Annotated in this window: 20 protein-coding genes and 1 pseudogene; 9 read left to right on the top strand and 12 right to left on the bottom strand. The window is 62.1% G+C overall.

What is annotated here, in order from left to right; genetic code table 11:
• Positions 1 to 28: 28 nt before the first annotated feature.
• The 4 genes from ACSPX5_RS00340 to prfB form a co-directional block, all read right to left on the bottom strand.
• Positions 29 to 583 carry a hypothetical protein gene (locus ACSPX5_RS00340; protein ID WP_439820752.1) on the bottom strand — a complete coding sequence of 185 codons (555 nt, stop codon included), beginning with the start codon at positions 581 to 583 and terminating at the stop codon, positions 29 to 31.
• Between the two features lie 55 nt (positions 584 to 638).
• Positions 639 to 1343, bottom strand: a complete 705-nt coding sequence (locus tag ACSPX5_RS00335; protein WP_011332647.1) for a TetR/AcrR family transcriptional regulator — start codon at positions 1341 to 1343, stop codon at positions 639 to 641.
• 118 nt (positions 1344 to 1461) lie between these two features.
• Complete coding sequence (lysS, locus tag ACSPX5_RS00330; RefSeq protein WP_169429028.1) at positions 1462 to 2964, bottom strand: lysine--tRNA ligase; 1503 nt, start codon at positions 2962 to 2964, stop codon at positions 1462 to 1464.
• 68 nt (positions 2965 to 3032) lie between these two features.
• Positions 3033 to 4128 (bottom strand): peptide chain release factor 2 gene (gene prfB / locus ACSPX5_RS00325; RefSeq protein ID WP_102621447.1). Its coding sequence is split into 2 segments (ribosomal slippage): positions 3033 to 4055 and positions 4057 to 4128, totalling 1095 coding nucleotides; the frame shifts between segments, so codons are not numbered across the junction.
• Positions 4129 to 4235: 107 nt separating this feature from the next.
• Between prfB and ACSPX5_RS00320 the strand changes: the two are divergent.
• Positions 4236 to 4340 (top strand): annotated as a pseudogene (locus ACSPX5_RS00320) (metal ABC transporter ATP-binding protein); the annotation flags it as partial.
• Between the two features lie 13 nt (positions 4341 to 4353).
• On the opposite strand, the gene ACSPX5_RS00315 reads toward ACSPX5_RS00320, so the two are convergent.
• From ACSPX5_RS00315 to ACSPX5_RS00280, 8 genes are all read right to left on the bottom strand, one after another.
• Entirely contained in the window at positions 4354 to 5355 is a 1002-nt protein-coding gene (locus ACSPX5_RS00315) for a response regulator (RefSeq protein ID WP_207866799.1), read from the bottom strand.
• Between the two features lie 48 nt (positions 5356 to 5403).
• Positions 5404 to 6414: a chemotaxis response regulator protein-glutamate methylesterase gene (locus ACSPX5_RS00310; protein ID WP_169429026.1), complete on the bottom strand. Its 1011-nt coding sequence runs from the start codon at positions 6412 to 6414 to the stop codon at positions 5404 to 5406.
• Entirely contained in the window at positions 6411 to 8705 is a 2295-nt protein-coding gene (locus tag ACSPX5_RS00305; RefSeq protein WP_439820751.1) for a hybrid sensor histidine kinase/response regulator, read from the bottom strand. Before ACSPX5_RS00305 ends, ACSPX5_RS00310 begins: the two co-directional genes overlap by 4 nt.
• A complete protein-coding gene (locus ACSPX5_RS00300; protein ID WP_169429024.1) occupies positions 8702 to 9385 on the bottom strand; it encodes a chemotaxis protein CheW in 684 nt (227 codons plus the stop codon). Before ACSPX5_RS00300 ends, ACSPX5_RS00305 begins: the two co-directional genes overlap by 4 nt.
• On the bottom strand, positions 9382 to 10659 hold the full coding sequence (locus ACSPX5_RS00295; protein WP_439820750.1) for a CheR family methyltransferase: 1278 nt from the start codon (positions 10657 to 10659) through the stop codon (positions 9382 to 9384). The genes ACSPX5_RS00300 and ACSPX5_RS00295 overlap by 4 nt, the downstream gene beginning before the upstream one ends.
• Positions 10656 to 11192 (bottom strand): chemotaxis protein CheW, encoded by a 537-nt coding sequence (locus ACSPX5_RS00290; RefSeq protein WP_169429022.1) that lies wholly within the window; start codon positions 11190 to 11192, stop codon positions 10656 to 10658. Before ACSPX5_RS00290 ends, ACSPX5_RS00295 begins: the two co-directional genes overlap by 4 nt.
• On the bottom strand, positions 11192 to 12814 hold the full coding sequence (locus ACSPX5_RS00285; RefSeq protein ID WP_169429021.1) for a methyl-accepting chemotaxis protein: 1623 nt from the start codon (positions 12812 to 12814) through the stop codon (positions 11192 to 11194). Before ACSPX5_RS00285 ends, ACSPX5_RS00290 begins: the two co-directional genes overlap by 1 nt.
• A 304-nt stretch (positions 12815 to 13118) precedes the next feature.
• On the bottom strand, positions 13119 to 13841 hold the full coding sequence (locus tag ACSPX5_RS00280) for a tellurite resistance TerB family protein (protein ID WP_169429020.1): 723 nt from the start codon (positions 13839 to 13841) through the stop codon (positions 13119 to 13121).
• A gap of 176 nt (positions 13842 to 14017) precedes the next feature.
• Here ACSPX5_RS00280 and ACSPX5_RS00275 point away from each other — a divergent pair, with 176 nt between their 5' ends.
• The 8 genes from ACSPX5_RS00275 (at position 14018) to ACSPX5_RS00240 (ending at position 24052) form a co-directional block, all read left to right on the top strand.
• Entirely contained in the window at positions 14018 to 14932 is a 915-nt protein-coding gene (locus ACSPX5_RS00275; protein WP_007954670.1) for a LysR family transcriptional regulator, read from the top strand.
• Between the two features lie 102 nt (positions 14933 to 15034).
• Positions 15035 to 16522 carry a gamma-aminobutyraldehyde dehydrogenase gene (locus ACSPX5_RS00270; protein WP_207866804.1) on the top strand — a complete coding sequence of 496 codons (1488 nt, stop codon included), beginning with the start codon at positions 15035 to 15037 and terminating at the stop codon, positions 16520 to 16522.
• 82 nt (positions 16523 to 16604) lie between these two features.
• The gene (gene ydcS, locus ACSPX5_RS00265; protein WP_169429018.1) at positions 16605 to 17756 is read left to right on the top strand and encodes a putative ABC transporter substrate-binding protein YdcS; all 1152 of its coding nucleotides are present in this window, start codon (positions 16605 to 16607) and stop codon (positions 17754 to 17756) included.
• Between the two features lie 302 nt (positions 17757 to 18058).
• Positions 18059 to 19096, top strand: a complete 1038-nt coding sequence (locus ACSPX5_RS00260) for an ABC transporter ATP-binding protein (RefSeq protein WP_085747034.1) — start codon at positions 18059 to 18061, stop codon at positions 19094 to 19096.
• A gap of 1 nt (position 19097) precedes the next feature.
• On the top strand, positions 19098 to 20033 hold the full coding sequence (locus tag ACSPX5_RS00255) for an ABC transporter permease (RefSeq protein ID WP_085647771.1): 936 nt from the start codon (positions 19098 to 19100) through the stop codon (positions 20031 to 20033).
• Entirely contained in the window at positions 20023 to 20832 is an 810-nt protein-coding gene (locus tag ACSPX5_RS00250) for an ABC transporter permease (protein ID WP_007954663.1), read from the top strand. Before ACSPX5_RS00255 ends, ACSPX5_RS00250 begins: the two co-directional genes overlap by 11 nt.
• A gap of 164 nt (positions 20833 to 20996) precedes the next feature.
• A complete protein-coding gene (locus tag ACSPX5_RS00245) occupies positions 20997 to 22421 on the top strand; it encodes a gamma-aminobutyraldehyde dehydrogenase (RefSeq protein WP_439820749.1) in 1425 nt (474 codons plus the stop codon).
• A gap of 146 nt (positions 22422 to 22567) precedes the next feature.
• Complete coding sequence (locus ACSPX5_RS00240; protein ID WP_323159959.1) at positions 22568 to 24052, top strand: APC family permease; 1485 nt, start codon at positions 22568 to 22570, stop codon at positions 24050 to 24052.
• Positions 24053 to 24207: the final 155 nt, after the last annotated feature.

Below are 24207 nucleotides of genomic sequence, written 5' to 3'. Positions count from 1 at the left end.
ACTCCTGTAGAAAACGTGACGAACTGAATTATTTGGCCTTGGCCTGATGCTGATAGCGCGCCGCTTCGACGAAAACGTCGGAGTTGGCCGGGTCGTCGAGGTAAGCAAAGACCTTTTCAAGCGGGCTGTCGACCTGCACGCCGTCGCCGTCATCGGTCTGGAAGCCCTGGCCGTCGAGGGCTTTCTGGGCGATGGCCTGGTTGATCTGTTCGAGGTCGAGGTTGTAGATCACCAGTTCGCGCTTGTCGGTGATCTCGAAACCGGCGATGGTGAATTGCCCGCCATACTGCGCCGGCACCTTCGCCGACAGGTACCAGCGGTTGCCGTGACGCGACACCGTGAACGGATAGGCTTCACGCTCATGGGGTCTGGCCTTGAAGTACGCCACCGCCTGATAGCGATCGTTGCCCAGGCGCGTCAGTTCAAGATTCATCGGCTCGCCCCAGGCGTTGGTGCTCGACCATTGGCCGAGCAGGCCCTTGGGCGCCGGCTCACGGGCGGGCAGCGGCTCCTTGAAGGTCACCAGACAACCGCTGAGCAGCAGGAACGACAGCGCGATCAAAGCGCCACGCCAGGCTTTCATTCAACACTCCCTAGAACCTGAAACACCTTCCCCTGTGGGAGACCTCCATCGGCTTTCAGACCGACGCGAGTACCAGGTGCATATAGCGCGTCAGAATGCCGAGCATGTCCTCTTCGGCCAAAGGCTCGGCGTCGTTGAGCAGGCCCTGATATTCCATCCGTCCGATAATCGCCGTCAACACCTTGGCATCCTGCTGCGGCTCGCGCGAGCCCAATACCTGGAACAACTGGCAGGTGCCCTGCAACAGAATCTGCTGATGGGAACGCACCAGTTCCGCCAGACGCGGGTTGAGCAGCGCTTCCTGACGGAACGCCTGCTCGGCCATCAAATGCTCACGACGATTGACCAGTTGCCGGTGCACGTAATCGGCCATCAATCGGGCGATATCGTCGGCCAGCTGCGAACGCGACTCCGGACTGCCGTCACCGCTGACCACCATCTCGCGCAGCAGGCCTTCGTTGTTGATCCACAGCTTGGCCATGTAAGCCGCGCTGCGTTCGACGTACTGGGCGAAGGTATCGGTGAGCAGGTCATCGATGTCCTTGAAGTAATACGTGGTGGCCGACAGCGGCACACCGGCCTCGGCGGCCACCGCCCGGTGGCGCACGGCCCGCACGCCATCGCGCACGACAATGCGCATCGCCGCATCCAGAATGTCCTGCCGACGCTGCTCGCTGCCCTGTCGGCTGGCCTTGCGGCCCTGGTACTGAACACTTTCAGCGACCGCAGTGGCGATTCCCGCTGCACCCTCTTGAGCCATTGCACCGATCACGACAGGACTTCCTCTGTTGTTTTTTTCAAAAGTAACCATTTGATACGTTTGTACCAGACAGGCAATAAAAAGCCGCCCATTTCAGGCGGCTTTTTTATTGAAACACTTACGCTTGCGGCCGCATGTGCGGGAACAGGATCACGTCGCGGATCGACGGCGAGTTGGTCAGCAACATCACCAGACGGTCGATACCGATACCTTCACCGGCCGTTGGCGGCATGCCGTACTCCAGCGCGCGAACGAAGTCGGCGTCGTAGTGCATGGCTTCATCGTCGCCGGCGTCCTTGTCGGCTACCTGGGCCATGAAGCGCTCGGCCTGGTCTTCCGCGTCGTTCAACTCGGAGTAGGCGTTGGCGATTTCACGGCCGCCGATGAACAGCTCGAAGCGGTCGGTGACGTTCGGGTTGTCGTCGTTGCGACGGGCCAGCGGCGACACTTCGAACGGGTACTGAGTGATGAAGTGCGGCTGTTCCAGCTTGTGCTCGACCAGCTCTTCGAAAATCATCACCTGCAGCTTGCCCAGACCTTCGAAGCCCAGCACCTTGGCGCCGGCCTTCTTGGCGATGGCGCGCGCCTTGTCGATGTCGTTCAGGTCATCGGCGGTCAGCTCAGGGTTGTACTTGAGGATCGAGTCGAACACCGACAGGCGCACGAACGGCTCGCCGAAGTGGAACACCTTGTCGCCGTACGGCACGTCGGTGCTGCCCAGAACCAGCTGCGCCAGTTCACGGAACAGTTCTTCGGTCAGGTCCATGTTGTCTTCGTAGTCGGCGTAAGCCTGGTAGAACTCCAACATGGTGAATTCAGGGTTGTGACGAGTCGAAACGCCTTCGTTGCGGAAGTTGCGGTTGATCTCGAACACTTTTTCGAAACCGCCAACCACCAGACGCTTGAGGTACAGCTCCGGCGCGATACGCAGGAACATTTCCATGTCCAGCGCGTTGTGGTGGGTTTCGAACGGCTTGGCCGCGGCGCCGCCAGGAATGGTCTGCAGCATCGGCGTTTCAACTTCGAGGAAGTCGCGCTTCATCAGGAAGCTGCGGATGTGCGCGATCACTTGCGAACGCACGCGGAAGGTCTGGCGCACGTCTTCGTTGACGATCAGGTCAACGTAGCGCTGACGGTAGCGCTGTTCGGTGTCGGTCAGGCCGTGGTGCTTGTCCGGCAGCGGGCGCAGGGATTTGGTCAGCAGGCGCACGCTGGTCATCTCGACGTACAGGTCGCCCTTGCCGGAACGGGCCAGGGTGCCTTCGGCAGCAATGATGTCGCCCATGTCCCAGGTTTTCACCGCGGCCAGGGTTTCTTCGGACAGGGTCTTGCGGTTGACGTAGACCTGGATGCGACCGGTCATGTCCTGGATCACCATGAACGAGCCACGGTTGAGCATGATGCGACCTGCAACCTTGACCGGGATCGCAGCCTCTGCCAGCTCTTCCTTGGTCTTGTCCGCGTACTGTTTCTGCAGTGCATCGCAGTAGTTGTCGCGGCGGAAGTCGTTCGGGAAGGCATTGCCCTTGGCGCGCTCGGCAGCAAGCTTTTCCTTGCGCAGGGCGATCAGGGAGTTTTCTTCCTGTTGCAGGGCTTGCGAATCGAGTTGTTGGTCGCTCATGTCTTTAAATTTTCCATCACAGGTTCGTTGCCCCCGCCGGTGACGGGGGACTTGAGGTCGGGTGAAGCTTACAGCCCCGATTTCAGGCTGGCTTCCAGGTATTCGTCGATATCGCCGTCGAGTACCTTGTCGCAGTCACTGCGTTCGATGTTGGTACGCAGATCCTTGATCCGCGAGGCATCGAGCACGTACGAACGGATCTGGTGACCCCAGCCGATGTCCGACTTGGTGTCTTCCAGGGCCTGGGACGCGGCGTTGCGCTTCTGCATTTCCTGCTCGTACAACTTGGCCCGCAGCATTTTCATGGCGGTGTCCTTGTTGGCGTGCTGGGAACGTTCGTTCTGGCAGCTGACCACGGTGTTGGTCGGTACGTGGGTGATACGTACGGCCGAGTCGGTGGTGTTTACGTGCTGACCACCGGCACCGGAGGAACGATAGGTGTCGATCCGCAGGTCTGCCGGGTTGATTTCGATTTCCACCTTGTCATCGATCTCTGGCGAGACGAAAACCGCGGAGAACGAGGTGTGACGACGGTTGCCGGAGTCGAACGGGCTCTTGCGCACCAGACGGTGCACGCCGATCTCGGTGCGCAGCCAGCCAAAGGCGTATTCGCCCTTGATGTGCACGGTAGCGCCCTTGATCCCGGCGACTTCACCGGCCGACAGCTCCATGATGGTCGCGTCGAAACCGCGTTTGTCGGCCCAGCGCAGGTACATGCGCAGCAGGATGTTGGCCCAGTCCTGGGCTTCGGTGCCGCCGGAACCGGCCTGGATGTCCAGGTAGGCGTTGTTCGGGTCCATCTCGTGGCTGAACATACGGCGGAATTCGAGCTTGGACAGGGACTCTTCGAGACCTTGAAGAACTTCGACGACGTCGTTGACCGCGCCCTCGTCGTTCTCTTCAACGGCCATGTCCAGCAGCTCGCGGCAATCGGCCAGGCCACCGTTCAGTTCATCGAGGGTATCGACGATCTGCGCCAGCGCAGCGCGCTCGCGGCCCAGTTCCTGGGCGTATTCAGGTTTGTTCCAGACTGCAGGATCTTCAAGCTCGCGATTGACTTCGATCAGACGCTCATGCTTTTGATCGTAGTCAAAGATACCCCCGAATAGTTTCGGAGCGCTCGGACAGGTCCTTGATGGTGTTCAGGATCGGGTTGATTTCCATGACGGGCAGCACTCGTTGGCGAACTTTTGAAAGCCGGCGAGTATAACGTAATCAAGCTGTCACGGCAGCCCGTCTGGCGGCTGTTAAGGCGATTCACTTGACATGGCCTGACACAGATCCCCGTGGGAGCTGGCTTGCTCGCGAAGGCGGAGTATCAGTCGACATCATTGCTGAATGACCCACCGCATTCGCGAGCAAGCCCGCTCCCACAAGGGTATCGCGTACCTATTCGATGCCGACCTGATTGCGCCCATTGTTCTTGGCCAGGTACAGGCCACGGTCCGCCGCCGAGATCAGCAACCGGCAGTCGCTGCCCGCCTCCGGCACCATCGTCGCCAGGCCGATGCTGATGGTCAGGCTCGACCCTTCGACCGGAGCATTGTGCGGAATCTTCAGCGCCGCCACGGTCTGGCGCAGCTTCTCCGCCACCAGCCGCGCCCCGCCCGGCGAGGTGTTGGGCAGCACCAGCGCAAACTCTTCGCCGCCATAACGCGCCGGCAAGTCGGACGGCCGGGCACTGGCCTCGCGGATCGCCGTGGCGACCTTGCGCAAGGCTTCGTCGCCTTCGACGTGACCGAAGGTGTCGTTGTAGGACTTGAAGTAATCGACGTCGATCATCAGCAACGACAACTGGCTCTGGTCACGCAGCGAGCGGCGCCATTCCAGCTCCAGGTATTCGTCGAAATGCCGGCGGTTGGACAGCCCGGTCAGCCCGTCTGAGTTCATCAGCCGCTGCAGCACCAGATTGGTGTCGAGCAATTGCTGCTGGCTGACCCGCAAGGCGCGATAGGCCGCGTCCCGCTGCAGCAGGGTCATGTAGGAGCGCGAGTGATAACGGATGCGCGCCACCAGCTCGATGTTGTCCGGCAGCTTCACCAGATAATCATTGGCCCCGGCGGAGAACGCTGCGCTCTTGATCAGCGGGTCTTCCTTGGTCGACAGGACAATGATCGGAATGTCTTTGGTCGCCGGATGGTTGCGGTATTCACGCACCAGACTCAGGCCGTCAAGGCCCGGCATCACCAGATCCTGCAGGATCACGGTCGGCTTGATCCGCACCGCGTGGGCCACGGCAAGATGCGGGTCGGAGCAGAAGTGGAAGTCGATGTTCTCTTCATTCGACAGCCCGCGGCGCACGGCTTCGCCGATCATCGCCTGATCGTCCACCAACAACACCATGGCGGCGTTCTCGTCGGTTTTGATGTCATCGATCTGTAAGTCATTCATGGGCGGTCACCTGAGTGCTGCGGGGGCCAGGATTGCGGATGGATGTGTTCATTTGGGGAAAATCTCCAGCAATCGTGGCGCTATCTTTTCCAGTGGACGGATTTCTACGGCTGCATCGATGGCCGCGGCGGCCTTGGGCATGCCGTACACCGCACTGCTTTGCTGATCCTGCGCGATGGTCAGGTAGCCCTGTTGACGCATGAGCTTAAGCCCTTGCGCCCCGTCGCGTCCCATTCCGGTCAACAAAACCCCTACTGCGTCACCGTTCCAGTAATTGGCGACGCTTTCGAAAAACACGTCGATCGAGGGGCGGTAGATTTCGTTGACCGGCTCGGCGGTGTAGGCCAGCGTGCCGTTCTTGAGCAACCTGATGTGGTGATTGGTGCCGGCCAGCAGCACCGCGCCGGCCTGCGGTGGCTCGCCCTCCCGTGCCAGGCGCACGTCGAGGCCACTGGCACTGGCCAGCCATTCGGCCATGCCGGCGGCGAAAACCTGGTCGACATGCTGCACCAGTACGATCGCTGCCGAAAAGTTGCGCGGCAGGCCTTTGAGCAAGACCTCCAGCGCCGCCGGGCCGCCTGCGGACGAGCCGATCGCCACCAGCCGCTGGCACGATGCCGAACTGCGTGGCGTGGTCTGGGCCGGGCGCGAGCGAGCGGTTTTCTCGCCGATCAGCCAGCCGATATTAAGGATCTTGCGCAGCAGCGGTGCCGCCGCCTGCTGAGCGTTGCCGGCGCCGAGGGCCGGGGTGTCGACTACGTCCAGCGCACCGTGGCCCATGGCTTCGAACACCCGGTGCACGTTCTGCTGGCGGTCGACCGTGACGATGACAATCGCGCAGGGCGTCTCGGCCATGATGCGCCGGGTGGCCTCGACGCCGTCCATCACCGGCATGATCAGGTCCATCAGGATCAGGTCCGGGGTGTTTTCCGCGCACAGGCGCACCGCTTCGGCGCCGTTGCTGGCGACCCACACCACTTGATGCGCCGGCTCGAAAGCCAGCGCCCGGCGCAGGGCCTCCACCGCCATAGGCATGTCGTTGACGATTGCGATCTTCATGCCCGCGCTCCTCCGATGAGCTCAACCACTGCGTCGAGCAGTGCATCGTCATGAAAGCTGGCCTTGGCCAGATAATAGTCCGCCCCGGCATCCAGTCCACGGCGCCTGTCTTCTTCGCGATCCTTGTAAGACACCACCATCACTGGCAGCGATTGCAGGCGATTGTCGCGACGCAGCAGCGTCACCAGTTCGATGCCGTCCATGCGCGGCATGTCGATGTCAGTGATCAGCAGATCGAAATCCTCTGAGCGCAAGGCGTTCCAGCCGTCCATGCCGTCGACCGCAACGGCCACGTCATAGCCACGATTGAGCAGCAGTTTGCGTTGCAATTCACGCACGGTGAGCGAATCGTCGACCACCAAAATCCGTTTGCGCGCCGCCTCTGCGGCCTGATTGCCATGGCGGGCGATTCGCTCCAGACGCCCGGTGTTCAGCAACTTGTCCACCGAGCGCAGCATGTCTTCGACATCGACGATCAACACCACCGAACCATCGTCGAGCAACGCCCCGGCGGAAATGTCCTGCACCTTGCCCAGCCGCTCGTCCAGCGGCAACACCACCAGCGTGCGCTCGCCGATGAAACGCTCCACCGCCACACCGTAGATCGCCTCGCGCTCGCGGATCACCACGACCTTCAGGGTATCGCCGCTGTTCTGACTGGCCGGACGCTGCAGCAACTGGCTGGCCGCGACCAGCCCGACATGCCGCCCCTCGTGCCAGAAGTGCTGGCGCCCTTCGACCTGCACGATGTCCTCCGGCGCCAGATCGCACATGCGTTCGATGTGCGCCAGCGGGAACGCATAAGCCTCCTCGCCAACTTCCACCACCAGGCTGCGCACCACAGACAGGGTCAGCGGTACTTCGAGATGGAAGCGACTGCCCTCGCCCGCCGTCTGCTCCAGCACCACCGCACCGCGCAACTGGCGAACCATGTGCTGAACGGCATCGAGGCCGACGCCACGACCGGACACTTCGGTGACCTTGTCCCGCAGACTGAAACCCGGCAGGAACAGGAAGGTCAGCAGCTCTTCTTCGCTCAACTGGGCGGCCGTTTCCGCCGGCGACAGCTGGCGCTCGACGATGCTGCGACGGACCTTTTCCAGATCGACACCATTGCCGTCATCGCTCAATTCCAGCACCAGCAGACCGGCCTGATGCGAGGCGCGCAGACGGATCAGGCCTTCTTCGGGCTTGCCTTTGAGCAGGCGTTCTTCCGGGGTTTCGATGCCATGATCCACTGCGTTGCGCAGCAGATGCGTCAGCGGTGCTTCGAGTTTTTCCAGCACATCGCGGTCGACCTGAGTCTTCTCGCCCTCGATCTCAAGCCGTACCTGTTTACCGAGGCTGCGACCGAGGTCGCGCACCATCCGCACCTGACCGGACAACACATCGGCGAACGGCCGCATGCGGCAGGCCAGCGCGGTGTCATAGAGCACTTGCGCTCGCTGGCTGGCCTGCCAGGCGAACTCGTCGAGCTCGGCGTTTTTCTCTGCCAGCAGTTGCTGAGATTCGGCGAGCAGGCGCCGCGCATCTTCCAGCGCTTCTTGAGCTTCAAGGCTCAGGGCATGCTCCTTGAGATGCACATTGAGACTTTCCAGCGCCCGCAGGCCGTTGTTCTGCATGCGTTTGAGGCGCTGCATGGTGGCCAGATGCGGCTTGAGGCGCTGGGTTTCCACCAGGGATTTGCTCGACAGATCGAGCAGGCTGTTCAGGCGTTCGGCGGTGACCCGCAGCACCCGCTCGCCGCCCTCCGTGGTGCGTTTGCTCTTGCGCGGCGCGGGTTCCGGCTCGGCAACCTCGACCGGGATGTCAACCGGCGCGGGCTCAACCATCGGTGGTGGCTGAAGTTGCAACTCGGCCATTGATGGCGCACTCGGAGCGGCGGGCACCACGGCTGGTGCCGTCGGATCGAGCAAACCGCCCATCAACGCTACGTAAGCCTCGATATCCGCCGGTTGCGGGCCGTTGGCCGGGGTGGCGATGCGCATCAGCAGGTCGGTACCCTGCAACAGCGCGTCGATATGCTCCGGGCGCAGGAACAACCGCCCTTCCTGGGCGCTGACCAGACAATCTTCCATCACGTGGGCGACGCTGACGCCACTGTCGATGCCGACAATCCGCGCCGCACCTTTCAAGGAGTGCGCAGCACGCATGCAGGACTCGAGCTGATCGGCCTGGGTCGGATTGCGCTCCAGCGCCAGCAGCCCGGCACTCAGCACTTGAGTCTGTGCTTCGGCTTCCAGGCTGAACAGCTCGAGCAGAGAGGAGTCGCGCATTTGCTCGGGGGTCATGTGAGGCTCCGGGTCACGGCGGACAGCAACTGTTCTTCATCCAGCCAGCGCAGGCTGCGGCCTTTGAAGGGCAACACGCCTCGGGTGTATTTGGCACTGGCCTGCGCACCGGATCGGGATGCGGCGTCAAGAATGCGTTCGTCGATGGCGTGAATGCCGTCGACTTCATCCACCGGCACCACCACCGGCCCGCCATTGGCAGCAATGATCAACATGCGCGGCATGATCCGCGCCCCAGTGGGCGCCGCGGCGTTGCTGTCCAGGCCCAACAGTTCGACCAGCGACAGGCACGCCACCAGCGCCCCGCGCACGTTCGCGACACCGAGCAAGGCCCGGGAGCGCTGGTGCGGCAGCGAGTGAATCGCCTGCAACGGCGCGACCTCCACCAGGCTGCGGGTGGCCAGGCCGAGCCATTCTTCGCCGAGGCGGAACATCAGCAACGAACGGGTTTTCAGCTCGGTTTCAACCTGGGTCGCCACCGGGTCGCGCTCATCCTGCTGCAGCGCATAACGGTCGAGCAGGCGCGTGGCCGCGGCGGAATACACCGAGCAATTGCGGCAATGAATGTGTTCTTCCAGCAGCGGGCAGGACTTGTCGCCGTGAATGCCGATGCGGTTCCAGCAATCGTCGATGGCCCGGGCGTCTTCGTGGGTGACGTTCAAGGTGTCGGACGGGATCATCGTTTACGCTCACTGTCGGCGGTGCGGCCGCTGCGGGCGGCGCGCTCCTGCAATCGTCGGGCACCGGCCGTGTCACCCTGGGCCTGCAGCAACCCGGCCAGGTGCATCAAGGCTTCGGCGTGTTGCGGTTCGAGGTACAAAGCCTTGCGGTAAAAACCCTGGGCTTCGAGAGCGCTGCCGGCGACGTCACTGAGCAAGCCAAGCCAGTAGAACACCTGGGCCACCGGCTCATGGCTGCGCAAAAACTGTTCGCACGCAGCGCGGGCTTCGGCGCTTTTGCCTTCGTTGGCCAAAGCGGCGATGTTGGCCAGCAGGGTCGCCGCGTCGGGGGTCGGGCTTTTGGCGGTGGCGGGCAGTGGCGTCACAGCAGCAAATGGACGACTGCGCACCGGTGGCGGCGGCGTGCTGCGCACGGGCTGGCGCACGGGCAACGGGGGCGGAATCGCAACCGGCATCGGCAGCGGTTCGGGTTGCGGGTCGCTGTCGCGACTGAACGCAAAGGACTGTGGAATCCCGATCGAACGCATGCCCAGTCGCCCGAGCAGACTGCCCTCGGCGGGGCCGATAAACAACACGCCGTCGACATGGGTCAGGCGTTTGAGCACGGCGAATACCTGTTGCTGGGTCGGCTGATCGAAATAGATCAACAGGTTGCGGCAGAACACGAAATCGAACGGCGGTTCGTTGACCAGCAACGAGGGATCGAGCACGTTGCCCACTTGAAGGCGCACCTGCTCGCGGACAATTTCATTCACCCGATAACCCTCGTCATCGGCGGAAAAGTGCCGCTCGCGAAAATCCAGCTCCTGGCCGCGAAACGAGTTCCTGCCGTACAGCGCCCGTCGCGCCTTGTCCACCGACAAAGGGCTGACGTCCATGCCATCGACCTTGAACTGATGGGGTTTGAGGCCCGCATCGAGCAACGCCATGGCAATCGAATAGGGTTCTTCACCGGTGGAGCACGGCAGGCTGAGGATGCGCAGCGCCCGCATGTTGTTCAGCTCGGCCAGGCGTTTGCGGGCCAGTTTGCCCAGGGTGGCGAAGGATTCCGGGTAACGGAAAAACCAGGTCTCCGGGACGATCACCGCTTCGATCAGCGCCTGCTGTTCGTCCCGCGAGACTTGCAGGGTCTGCCAGTACTCGTTGGCATTCACCGTTTGCGACAGGGTGATGCGCTGGCGCACGGCCCGCTCGATGATCGCCGGGCCGACCGAAGCGACATCGAGGCCGATGCGTTCCTTGAGGAAGTCGAAGAAGCGCTGGTCGCTGCTCATGGCTGCTCCTCAAGTCGCTGTGGGTCCAGCGGCGGCGTCGGAAACAGCAGCGTGCGCACCGACTCGTCCAGCAAGTCGTTGACCCGCACCCATTGCACCAGCCCTTGGGCGTCTTCACGCACCGGGCCGAGGTATGGCGCCTGACGATTGTCGAGGCCGTACGGCTGAAAATCATCCGCGTTGCAGCGCAGGGTATCGGTGGCCTGTTCGAGGATCAGGCCCAGCCATTGCGAGGGCTGCGAGTCATCCGCGCGGTAATGCACCAGCACCAGTCGCGTGCTGGTACGCGCCTCGGCAGGATGGCCGAATGTCAGAGCACTGAGGTCGATCACCGGCACCACCGTGCCGCGATAGGCGAACACACCCGCCACCCAGTGCGGCGCCCGGGCAATCGGCTTCAACGGCAGGCGCGGCAGCACTTCGGCCACTTCCGTGGCGCGCAAGGCGTAGCGTTCGCTGCCGATGCGAAACAGCAGGAACAACGCCTGCTTCGCCACCGGGGCAGCGCTGCGTTTGGCGGTGATTTCGCTCATCAGACTTTGAATCGCGAAACGCCGCTGCGCAGGCCTACGGCCACCTGGCTCAGTTCGTCGATGGCGAAACTGGCCTGACGCAACGACTCGACGGTCTGGCTGCTGGCATCACCCAGTTGCACCAGCGCATGGTTGATCTGCTCGGCGCCGGTGGCCTGGGCCTGCATGCCCTCGTTGACCATCAACACCCGCGGCGCCAGCGCCTGTACCTGATGGATGATCTGCGACAGCTGCTCGCCGACCTGCTGCACTTCGGCCATGCCACGGCGCACTTCCTCGGAGAACTTGTCCATGCCCATCACCCCGGCGGACACCGCCGACTGGATCTCACGGACCATCTGTTCGATGTCGTAAGTGGCCACGGCGGTCTGATCCGCCAGACGCCGCACTTCGGTGGCGACCACGGCGAAACCACGGCCATACTCGCCGGCCTTTTCCGCTTCGATCGCGGCGTTCAGGGACAGCAGGTTGGTCTGGTCGGCGACCTTGACGATAGTCACGACCACCTGATTGATGTTGCCGGCCTTCTCGTTGAGGATCGCCAGTTTGGCGTTCACCAGATCCGCCGCGCCCATCACCGAGTGCATGGTGTCCTCCATGCGCGCCAGGCCTTGCTGCCCGGAACCGGCCAGCACCGAGGCCTGATCGGCGGCGGTGGAAACTTCGGTCATGGTGCGCACCAGGTCGCGTGAGGTTGCCGCGATCTCGCGGGACGTCGCGCCGATTTCAGTCGTGGTCGCCGCGGTTTCGGTAGCCGTCGCCTGTTGCTGCTTGGAAGTGGCGGCGATCTCGGTCACCGAGGTGGTTACCTGCACCGACGAGCGCTGGGCCTGGGACACCAGCGAGGTGAGCTCGGTCATCATGTCGTTGAAGCCGGTTTCCACCGCGCCGAACTCGTCCTTGCGCTCAAGGTTCAAGCGACTGCTCAGATCGCCCGTGCGCATGATGTCGAGGATCTGCACGATGCGGTTCATTGGCGCCATGATTGCGCGCATCAGCAACAGACCGCAGAAACCGGCGGCCAGCACGGCCACCAGCAGCGAGACGAACATGCTGACCTTGGCTGCCGCCACGGCCTCGTCGATGTTGGCCATGGCCTTGTCGGCGACTTTCTTGTTCTCGCCAATGATGTCGTTGAGCTTCATCCGGCCCGAGTACCAGGTCGGTGTCAGTTGTTCGTGGAACAGCTTTACAGCGTCGGCTTCGAGATTGCGCTTGTGCAGATCCAGTACCGCATCCTGAGTTTTCAGGTAGGCGTCGTGATATTTCTCGAACGCCGCGAATTCCAGCTTGTCCTCGTCCGTGACCACCGTGCCACGGTAATTGGCCATCTGCTCCTGAAGACGAGACTCGAAGGCTTTGTAATCGGCCGCATCTTCGCTGCTGACGCCCTGCCCTTCCTTGAGCCCCAGCAGTTCCTGGGTCTGCAGGTAACTGTCGACCCACGCGCCGCGGATCATCGAGCTGTAATAGACGCCGGGAATCGCGTCGTCACGAACGCTGTTTTCACTGGCTTCGATCTTCAGCAGCCGCGAATACGAGACGACCACCATCAGCAGCATGATGGCGATAATCACCGCAAAGCTCGCCAAAATGCGTTGGCGCAACGTCCAGTTCTTCACAGTCAGTCCTCGGGGCGGGTCGAAATGCGGGGGAGTATAGCTGAGGGCGGTGTTTCATTTATAAGACGGTTTGCCGCGCTCAGGCCTTCCGAGTAAACGGGGTGGGCTCTGGACAGGGACTTTCAAGGAATCGGAGGGTGGCGTGCCAGTGACGCAATGGCAAAAAGGGGCGATGGATTGGCCATTTCCGCTGCAGACGATCTGCCGATACCGTAACGCGCCCTCGCCGGCGATTTTTCAGCCACAACGAAAGAACCCGCCATCCTGTGCGGGATCGCGGGTTCTGATATCGCTGACAGCGGTTTTACTGGGTAGCTACACGGACCTGCTTCTCAAGCTCCACCTTCAACCCCGGCTCCAGCTTCAACTGCCGCGCCAGTTCATCCAGATAGCTCTTCTCCATGAAGTTCTCCTCATCCACCATCATCACGCTCGCCACGTACATCTCGGCGGCCATCTCCGGCGTGCTTGCCGCGCGGGCGACATCGGTGGGGTCGAGGGGCTTATTGAGTTCGGCGTGGAGCCAGTGCTTGAGTTCCTGATCGTTGTCGAGTTTGGTGAATTCGCCTTCGATCAGTTGGCGTTCACGGTCGTCGATGTGGCCGTCGGCCTTGGCGGCGGCGACCAGGGCTCTGAGGATGGCCTGGCTGTGTTGTTCGACTTGCGCCGGTGGCAGGCGGTCGAGGGTCTGCGGTTCGTTTTGCGGGGCGGTGCCTTTCTGGGCGTTCCAGTTGCCATAGGCTTTGTAGGCGATCACGCCCAGCGCGGCGAGGCCGCCGTAAATGGCGACTTTACCGCCAACCTTGCGGGCCTTTTTACTGCCCAGCAACAGGCCCATGGCGCCGGCCGCCAGGGCACCGCCGCCGGCGCCTGACAGCAAACCGCCGAGTGCGCCATGACTGGAAGATCCGCCCAGCAAGCCGCCCAAACCGCCGGCAGCCGGTTTGTTCTGCGCCCCGCCCGCCTTGTTCTGCAGCAGTTCCTGGCCGGACTTGAGGAGTTGATCGAGCAATCCACGGGTGTTCATGTTCCGCCTCCAAACAGGGTTTATCCGGATCAATAAGGCCCTCAGCCTAGTTCGAAAGTGCCCGCCACTTGGGTGCGAGTGTGCTTCCAGATGTTGCCTGGCCCCCAGCAGCCCTTCGCGAAAATAGATATACACTCGAGGCAATCTATAAAAACCGCCCACCGGGTAAACCTTCCATGATGACCTTGCGTCAGATCCGCCATTTCATCGCTGTGGCCGAGACCGGCTCGATCTCCGCCGCCGCGCAAACCGCTTTCATTTCCCAATCGACCCTGACCCTGGCCATCCAGCAACTGGAGGAAGAAATCGGCGTCAGCCTGTTCAATCGCCACGCCAAGGGCATGACGCTGACGCATCAGGGCCACCAATTCCTGCGCCAGGCGCACCTGATTCTGGCCACCGTGGACAACGCCAAACGCAGCCTGCAACAGAGCACCGACCAGGTCGCCGGGCAGTTGATCGTCGGCGTGACCAGTCTGGTGGCCGGTTATTACCTGGCGGATTTGCTCACCCGTTTCCAGCGTGCCTACCCCAATGTCGAGATCCGGGTGATGGAGGACGAACGGCCGTACATCGAGCATTTGCTGGTCAGCGGCGAGATCGATGTCGGCGTGCTGATCCTCTCCAACCTCGAAGACCGCCACGCCTTGCAGACCGAAGTGCTGACCCACTCGCCGCACCGTTTGTGGCTGCCGGCCCAGCACCCGCTGCTGGAACACGACAGCATCAACCTCGCCGATGTCGCCCGGGAGCCGTTGATTCAACTGAACGTCGACGAGATGGATCGCAACGCCCAACGCCTGTGGCGCGGCGCCGGGTTGCAACCGAAGATCACCCTCAGAACCGCTTCCACCGAGGCGGTGCGAAGTCTGGTCGCAGCCGGCCTGGGCGTATCGATCCAACCCGACATGACCTACCGACCGTGGTCACTGGAAGGCGACATCATCGAAGCGCGGCCGATTGCCGACCTCAACCAGACCCTCGACGTCGGTCTGGCCTGGCGTCGCGGCACGGCGCGACCGGCGCTGGTCGATCCTTTCCTGACCGTGGCCCGCGAACAGCCCCACGGCGGACGCAAGCCATCTATTTAATCGAATGCCACCTTCAGTATTTAGAATTTGTCGACCCCGGAGCCGCGCACTAGTCTTGCTGCATCTATAAGACGGTCGGCTCCCGGATCCACGGGAGCAAAGATGACCACACAAGAAAAGAGATCCCGGAAAATGGCTGGCGCGCAGACCCACATGCACACCGCGTTGCTGATCGACGGCGAACTGGTCGCCGGCCAGGGTTTTGTCGAACCGATCCTCAACCCGGCCACCGGCGAAGTCCTGACCCAGATTGCCGAAGCCAGCACCGAGCAAGTCGAAGCCGCCATCCTCGCCGCCCACCGCGCCTTTGCCGAGTGGTCGCGCACCACCCCGCAACAACGCTCGAATTTCCTGCTGGAAATCGCCAACGCTGTCGAAAAACACGCCGATCACCTTGCCCGCCTCGAAGCCTTGAACTGCGGCAAGCCGCTGCACCTGGCGCGGCAGGACGATTTGACCGCCACCGTCGATGTGTTTCGTTTCTTTGCCGGCGCCGTGCGTTGCCAGACCGGTCAACTCAGCGGCGAATACGTGCCGGGCTACACCAGCATGGTGCGTCGCGATCCGATTGGCGTCGTCGCGTCGATTGCGCCGTGGAACTACCCGATCATGATGGCCGCGTGGAAGATCGCCCCGGCCCTCGCTGCCGGCAATACGCTGGTGTTCAAACCGTCCGAACACACGCCGCTGTCGATTCTGGCGCTGGCGCCAGCGCTGGCCGAGATCCTGCCGCGTGGGGTGATCAACATCGTCTGCGGTGGCGGTGAAGGCGTTGGCAGTCACTTGGTCGGGCATCCGAAAGTGCGCATGGTGTCGCTGACCGGCGATATCGTCACTGGCCAGAAAATCCTCCAGGCCGCCGCCAAAACCCTCAAACGCACGCACCTTGAACTCGGCGGCAAGGCCCCGGTGATCGTCTGCAACGATGCCGATCTCAAAGCCGTGGTCGAAGGCGTGCGCACTTATGGCTATTACAACGCCGGGCAGGACTGCACGGCGGCTTGCCGGATCTACGCCCAGGCCGGGATTCACGACAAATTGGTCGCCGAGCTCGGTGCGGCGGTCAGCAGCCTGCGCTTCGCCGGCAAACGCGACGCCGACAACGAGATCGGCCCGCTGATCAGCACCCGTCAGCGCGACCGCGTGGCCAGTTTCGTCGAACGCGCCCTCGGTCAGCCGCACATCGAGCGGGTGACCGGTGCAGCGGTGCATTCCGGCGCCGGGTTCTTCTATCAGCCAACCTTGCTGGCCGGTTGCAAACAGAGCGATGAAATCGTCCAGCGCGAAGTGTTCGGCCCGGTGGTCACCGTGACCCGCTTCGATGAACTCGCGCAGGCGGTGGACTGGGCCAATGACTCCGAATATGGCCTCGCCTCGTCGGTCTGGACCCAGAACCTGGACAAGGCGATGCAGGTCGCCGCACGGCTGCAATACGGCTGCACCTGGATCAACAGCCATTTCATGCTGGTCAGCGAAATGCCCCACGGCGGCCTGAAACGCTCCGGCTACGGCAAAGACTTATCCAGCGATTCGCTACAGGACTACAGCGTGGTGCGGCACATCATGGCCCGCCACGGCCAGCATCTCTGACTACGCTAATAACAAGCCGACCACGGCATGCTTCACCGCGTTCACAACTGCCCCGACCATAATTTAAAGAAGAGGGTTCACCATGTTCGTGCACAAGACCGCACTGCTCAGTGCAATCACCACGGCCCTGCTGGCCAGCGCCAGCCTGCAGGCTGCCGAGCCGCTGAAAGCCGTCGGCGCCGGCGAAGGCCAGCTCGATATCGTCGCCTGGCCCGGTTACATCGAACGCGGTGAAAGCGATAAAGCCTACGACTGGGTGACCGGTTTCGAGAAAGAAACCGGCTGCAAGGTGAATGTGAAAACCGCCGCTACCTCCGACGAAATGGTCAGCCTGATGGCCAAGGGCGGCTACGACCTGGTGACGGCGTCGGGCGATGCGTCGCTGCGGTTGATCGTCGGCAAGCGTGTGCAACCGATCAACACTGCGTTGATCCCGAACTGGAAAACCCTCGACCCGCGCCTGAAAGACGCGCCGTGGTACGTGGTCAACAAGCAAACCTACGGCACCCCCTACCAGTGGGGCCCGAACGTGCTGATGTACAACACCAACGTGTTCAAGACTGCGCCGACCAGCTGGAGCGTGGTGTTCGACGCGCAGAACCTGCCTGACGGCAAGCCGAACAAGGGCCGCGTGCAAGCCTACGACGGCCCGATCTACATCGCCGATGCGGCGCTCTATCTGAAGTCCACCAAGCCTGAGCTGGGGATCAAGGATCCGTATCAACTCACCGAAGATCAGTACAAGGCGGTGCTGGAACTGTTGCGCGCCCAGCAGAAGCTGATTCACCGCTACTGGCACGACACCACCGTGCAGATGAGCGACTTCAAGAACGAAGGCGTGGTCGCGTCCAGCGCCTGGCCGTATCAGGTCAACGGCCTGATCAACGAGAAACAACCGATTGCTTCGACCGTGCCGAAAGAAGGCGCCACCGGTTGGGCCGACACCACCATGCTGCACGCCGAGGCCAAGCACCCGAACTGCGCGTACAAGTGGATGGACTGGTCGCTGCAGCCGAAAGTCCAGGGTGACGTGGCGGCCTGGTTCGGCTCGTTGCCGGCGGTTCCGGCGGCTTGCCAGGGCAGTGAATTGCTCGGAGCTGAAGGCTGCAAGACCAACGGGTTTGATCAGTTCGACAAGATCGCTTTCTGGAAAACACCGCAGGCTGAGGGTGGGAAGTTTGTGCCGTATAGCCGGTGGACGCAGGACTACATTGCGATTATGGGCGGCCGCTGATCCCGACTTCACCTCAGTCGAGCTCCCTTTCCCCCTCTCCCCCTTGGGGGCGGTCCGACGTTTCGGGAGGGTTGTGGTGAGGGGGTAGCTTTTGACTTTGCTTTTGAAATTGGAGCAATGGCCGAAACCGCTGCCCTCACCCCCCGCCCTCTCCCGGAGGGAGAGGGAGCCTAAAGCGGACCGCGTCAGACCTACCCAAAAGTGGTGAGCCAACACAGGCATACACCGCCAAACGATCCAGTTTTTTCAGAAGTCCAGGCAGGGCCGCTGCGACGGCCTTCGCCTTTTTGGAGCACCGCACCATGACGCTTGCAGTCCAGTTCACCAACGTTTCCCGGCAGTTCGGCGAGGTGAAGGCCGTTGACCGGGTTTCCATCGATATCCAGGACGGCGAGTTCTTTTCCATGCTCGGCCCCTCCGGTTCGGGCAAGACCACGTGCCTGCGCCTGATCGCCGGGTTCGAACAACCGAGCGCGGGCTCGATCCGCATTCACGGCGCCGAAGCAGCCGGTTTGCCGCCCTATCAACGCGACGTCAACACGGTGTTTCAGGATTACGCACTGTTCCCGCACATGAACGTGCTGGACAACGTGGCCTACGGTTTGAAAGTCAAAGGCGTGAACAAGAACGAGCGCCACAAACGCGCCGAAGAAGCCTTGGACATGGTCGCCCTCGGCGGCTACGGCGCCCGCAAACCGGTGCAGTTGTCCGGCGGTCAGCGCCAGCGCGTCGCCCTCGCCCGCGCGCTGGTCAATCGTCCACGAGTGCTGTTGCTCGACGAACCGTTGGGCGCCCTCGACCTGAAGCTGCGCGAACAGATGCAAAGTGAGCTGAAGAAGCTGCAACGCCAGCTCGGCATCACTTTCATCTTCGTCACCCACGACCAAACTGAAGCGCTGTCGATGTCCGACCGCGTGGCCGTGTTCAACAAGGGGCGCATCGAGCAGGTCGACACCCCGCGCAATCTGTACATGAAACCCACCACGACGTTCGTCGCCGAATTCGTGGGCACTTCGAACGTGATTCGCGGCGATCTGGCGCGTCAGCTCAGCGGTCATCCGCAGCCGTTTTCGATCCGCCCGGAACACGTGCGTTTCGCCGAAGGCCCGCTGGCCAGTCACGAGATCGAAGTCAGCGGCCTGCTTCACGACATTCAATATCAGGGCAGCGCCACGCGCTATGAACTGACCCTGGAAAACGGCCAGACCCTGAGCATCAGCCAGGCCAACAATCAATGGATCGACAGCAGCGCGCAGCACCAGACCGGTCAGCGAATCAGCGCACGCTGGGCGCGGGAAGCGATGATTCCGTTGCACGACACCGTTGCGAGCGGGGTGTGACATGACCGCCCTCGCCCTCCCTCAATCGGCGCCGTTGCGCAGGTTTTCCAACCTGCTGTATCGCAAGCCGAACCTGTACCTGTCGATGCTGCTGGTGCCGCCGCTGCTGTGGTTCGGCGCGATCTATCTGGGCTCGCTGCTGGTGCTGTTGTGGCAAGGTTTCTACACCTTCGACGACTTCACCATGGCGGTCACGCCGGACCTGACCCTGGCCAATTTCGCCGCGCTGTTTCAGCCATCGAATTTCGACATCATCCTGCGCACCCTGAGCATGGCCATCGTGGTGTCGATCGCCAGCGCCATCGTCGCGTTCCCGATTGCCTACTACATGGCGCGCTACACCACCGGCAAGACCAAGGCGTTTTTCTACATCGCGGTGATGATGCCGATGTGGGCCAGTTACATCGTCAAGGCCTACGCCTGGACGCTGCTGCTGGCCAAGGGCGGCGTGGCGCAGTGGTTCGTTCAGCACCTGGGGCTGGAGCCGGTGCTGCAGTTCATTCTAGGAATTCCCGGGGTCGGCGGCAGCACCTTGTCGACCTCGCATCTGGGGCGGTTCATGGTGTTCGTCTACATCTGGCTGCCGTTCATGATCCTGCCGATCCAGGCCTCGCTGGAGCGTCTGCCGCCATCGTTGCTGCAAGCCTCCGCCGACCTCGGGGCCAAGCCGCGCCAGACCTTCATGCAGGTGATTCTGCCGCTGTCGGTGCCGGGGATTGCCGCGGGCTCCATCTTCACCTTTTCGCTGACCTTGGGCGACTTCATCGTGCCGCAACTGGTGGGCCCGCCGGGCTACTTCGTCGGCAGCATGGTGTACGCGCAGCAAGGCGCGATCGGCAACATGCCGATGGCTGCGGCGTTCACGCTGGTGCCGATCGTGCTGATCGCCATTTACCTGTCCATCGTCAAACGTCTGGGGGCCTTCGATGCACTCTGAAAAGGCTTCAATAGGCTTGCGCATCGCAGCCTGGGGCGGGTTGGTGTTTCTGCACTTCCCGATCCTGATCATCTTCCTCTACGCCTTCAACACCGAAGACGCGGCGTTCAGCTTTCCACCGAAGGGCTTCACCCTGCACTGGTTCAGCGTGGCGTTTTCGCGGCCGGACGTGCTGGAAGCGATCAAGCTGTCGTTGCAGATCGCGGCCATCGCCACGCTGATCGCGATGGTGCTCGGCACCCTCGCTTCGGCGGCGCTGTACCGACGGGACTTCTTCGGCAAACAGGGCATTTCGCTGATGCTGATCCTGCCCATCGCACTGCCGGGGATCATCACCGGGATCGCACTGCTGGCGACCTTCAAGACGCTGGGCATTGAGCCGGGGATGTTCACCATCATCGTCGGCCACGCGACCTTCTGCGTGGTGATCGTCTACAACAACGTCATCGCCCGTTTGCGCCGCACCTCGCACAGCCTGATCGAGGCGTCGATGGATCTCGGCGCCGACGGCTGGCAGACCTTCCGCTACATCATCCTGCCGAACCTCGGTTCGGCGTTGCTCGCCGGCGGCATGCTCGCGTTCGCGCTGTCGTTCGACGAAATCATCGTCACCACCTTCACCGCCGGCCATGAACGCACCTTGCCGCTCTGGTTGCTCAACCAGTTGAGCCGCCCACGGGACGTGCCGGTGACCAATGTCGTGGCGATGCTCGTGATGCTGGTGACCATGCTGCCGATCCTCGGCGCCTACTACCTGACCCGGGGTGGCGAGAGCGTGGCCGGCAGCGGCGGCAAATGAATATCTAACAAACACCACAACTCCCTGTGGGAGCTGGCTTGCCAGCGATGACGGTGTGTCAGCCGCCATCAATTTTGAACGGGATGGCCTCATCGCGGGCAAGCCCGCTCCCACAGGATTCTCGATTCGGCCAGAAAAATAAAAGTGCTAGTGAGGACAACAACATGCAAACCAAACTCTTGATCAACGGCCAACTGGTCAACGGCGAAGGCCCGGCGCAACCGGTGCTCAACCCGGCGCGCGGTGACGTGCTGGTGGAAATCAACGAAGCCACCGAAGCCCAGGTCGATGCCGCGGTGCGCGCCGCCGACAGTGCCTTCGCCGAATGGTCGCAGACCACGCCGAAAGACCGTTCGCTGTTGCTGCTCAAAATCGCCGACGCCATCGAAGCCCACGGCGAAGAACTGGCCAAACTGGAATCGGACAACTGCGGCAAACCCTACAGCGCTGCGCTGAACGACGAGATCCCGGCGATTGCCGACGTGTTCCGTTTCTTCGCCGGTGCCAGCCGTTGCATGAGTGGTTCGGCCGGTGGCGAATACCTGCCCGGCCACACCTCGATGATCCGCCGCGACCCGGTGGGCGTGATCGCCTCCATCGCACCGTGGAACTACCCGCTGATGATGGTCGCCTGGAAAATCGCCCCGGCCCTCGCCGCCGGCAATACCGTGGTGCTCAAGCCGTCGGAACAAACCCCGCTGACCGCGTTGCGTCTGGCTGAACTGGCGTCGGATATTTTCCCGGCCGGCGTACTCAATCTGGTGTTCGGGCGTGGGCCGAGCGTGGGCAGTCCGCTGGTGACCCATCCGAAAGTGCGCATGGTGTCGCTGACCGGCTCCATCGCCACCGGTTCGAACATCATTTCCAGCACCGCCGACAGCGTCAAACGCATGCACATGGAATTGGGCGGCAAGGCGCCGGTGATCATCTTCGACGACGCCGACATTGATGCGGCGGTCGAAGGCATTCGCACCTTCGGTTTCTACAACGCTGGCCAGGACTGCACCGCGGCGTGCCGGATCTACGCCCAGCAAGGCATCTACGACAAATTCGTGGAGAAACTTGGCGCAGCGGTCAGCAGCATCAAGTACGGCTTGCAGGATGATCCGTCGACCGAGCTGGGGCCACTGATCACCGCCCAGCATCGCGACCGCGTGGCCGGATTTGTCGAACGCGCCGTGGCGCAACCGCACATTCGCTTGATCACTGGCGGCAAGGCTGTGGAAGGCAATGGTTTCTTCTTCGAACCAACGGTGCTGGCCGACGCGCAGCAGGACGACGAAATCGTCCGCCGCGAAGTGTTCGGCCCGGTGGTGTCGGTAACCAAATTCACCGATGAAGCCCAGGCGCTGGAATGGGCCAACGATTCGGATTACGGCCTCGCGTCCTCGGTGTGGACGGCGGATGTAGGACGCGCCCATCGCCTGTCCGCACGGTTGCAGTACGGCTGCACCTGGGTGAACACGCACTTCATGCTTGTCAGCGAAATGCCCCACGGCGGTCAGAAACTGTCCGGATACGGCAAGGACATGTCCATGTATGGGCTGGAGGACTACACCACGGTTCGGCATGTGATGTTCAAGCACTAAAAGCATCGCCCCGGCTTCAAGGCAGAAACCGGTCATCCGCAATACCAGGCATTCAAAACAATAACTACCGATCCGGGCGGCGCCTTTACGGCCCCGCCACGGTTTCGGCCATCCGAAATCTGCCGATTTCACGGAGCAAACACACAATGAGTGCATCACCCGATCTCTCTGCCGTCGTTGCCGACAGCGATGCCGAACAACTGCGACGACTGGGCTACACCTCCAACTTCAACCGCAGCATGAGCCTGTGGGAAAACTTCGCGTTGGGCTTCACGTATCTGTCACCGGTCGTAGGGGTTTATACCCTGTTCGGCCTGTGCCTGGCCGCCGGCGGTCCACCGATGTTCTGGGCCTATTTGCTGGTCGGCTGCGGGCAATTGCTGGTGTGCCTGATCTTCGGCGAAGTGGTGTCGCAGTTCCCGATTTCCGGTGGCGTTTATCCTTGGGCACGTCGCTTGGTGGGCAAGAAATGGGCATGGATGGTCGGCTGGATCTACTCCATCGCCCTGTGCGTGACCATCGCCGCCGTGGCGGTCGGCGCCGGCCCGTACCTCGCGGCCATGTTGGGTTTTGAGCCGAGTAACAACACCAATATCGTCATCGCCCTGGTGCTGACGCTGTTCGCCACACTGGTGAACCTCAGCGGCACCAAAATGCTGGCGCGGATCGCCATGTTCGGCTTTCTCTGCGAACTGGTGGGCGCGGTAATCGTCGGCTTGTACCTGCTGACTTTCGAGCGTCACCAGCCGATCAGTGTGCTGTTCAACACTTTCGACATCAGCGTCGACGGCTCCTACCTGCCGGCGTTCCTCACCGCCTCGTTGGCCGGGATGTTCCTCTACTACGGCTTCGAAGCCTGCGGCGACGTGGCCGAAGAAACCCCGAACCCGAGCGCAAAAATCCCGGTGGCCATGCGCATGACCATCTACATCGGCGGCATCGCGGCGATGTTCGCTTGCCTCGCGCTGATCCTCGCTGTGCCGGACATGCAGGCGGTGATCAACGGCACCGACAAGGACCCGGTCACCACCATCCTCAACAACGCCTTCGGTCCGATCGGTTCGAAAGTGGTGATGGGCGTGGTAATGATTTCCTTCATCTCCTGCGTCATCAGCCTGCAAGCGGCGGCGAGTCGTCTGCTGTATTCCTACGCCCGCGATGAAATGGTGATCGGCAGCCGACTGCTGAAAAAGATTTCTCCTACGACCCAGGTTCCAGTTGCCGCGCTGTTCGTGTCCGGCGTCCTGCCCGGCCTGATCATCGCCCTCGGCTTCTTCCTGCAAGACGCCGTAGCGACCATCGTCAGCTTCGCCGCCATCGGCATCTACCTCGCATTCCAGATGATCGTTCTCGCCGCCCTGTACGCCCGCAGCAAAGGCTGGAAACCCAGCGGCAAATTCACCCTCGGCGCCTGGGGCTGGCCGGTGAACATCGGCGCGCTGGTGTATGGCGTGGGCGCAATCATCAACATGGCCTGGCCACGCACGCCGGATGCCGCGTGGTACATCAACTACGCGATGGTGCTGAGCACGGCGATCGTGATTGGGCTGGGGCTGGTTTATATGTGGATTGGCAAGCCGTATGACCATGGGAAGGCGCCGGCTGGGGATGCCTGGAAGGTGAGTCGCTAAGAAAAACAGCCCCGGACTTATCAATATTTCGGGGCTGATTTCTTTCAGCGTCAGTTGCTCGTTTCCTACGGAACGAACCCTCAGTATTCAGTCCCCTTTCCTACGAGTGGCGTCGGCAGAGTAGACTTGGCGCCGCTAGCGCCTGACCGATAGGC

The organism is Pseudomonas sp. HLG18, from assembly GCF_051903985.1.
Classification (GTDB): domain Bacteria; phylum Pseudomonadota; class Gammaproteobacteria; order Pseudomonadales; family Pseudomonadaceae; genus Aquipseudomonas; species Aquipseudomonas fluorescens_BT.
The sequence above is the reverse complement of the archived record's forward strand: the minus strand, read 5'-3'. Positions and strand labels throughout refer to the sequence as shown.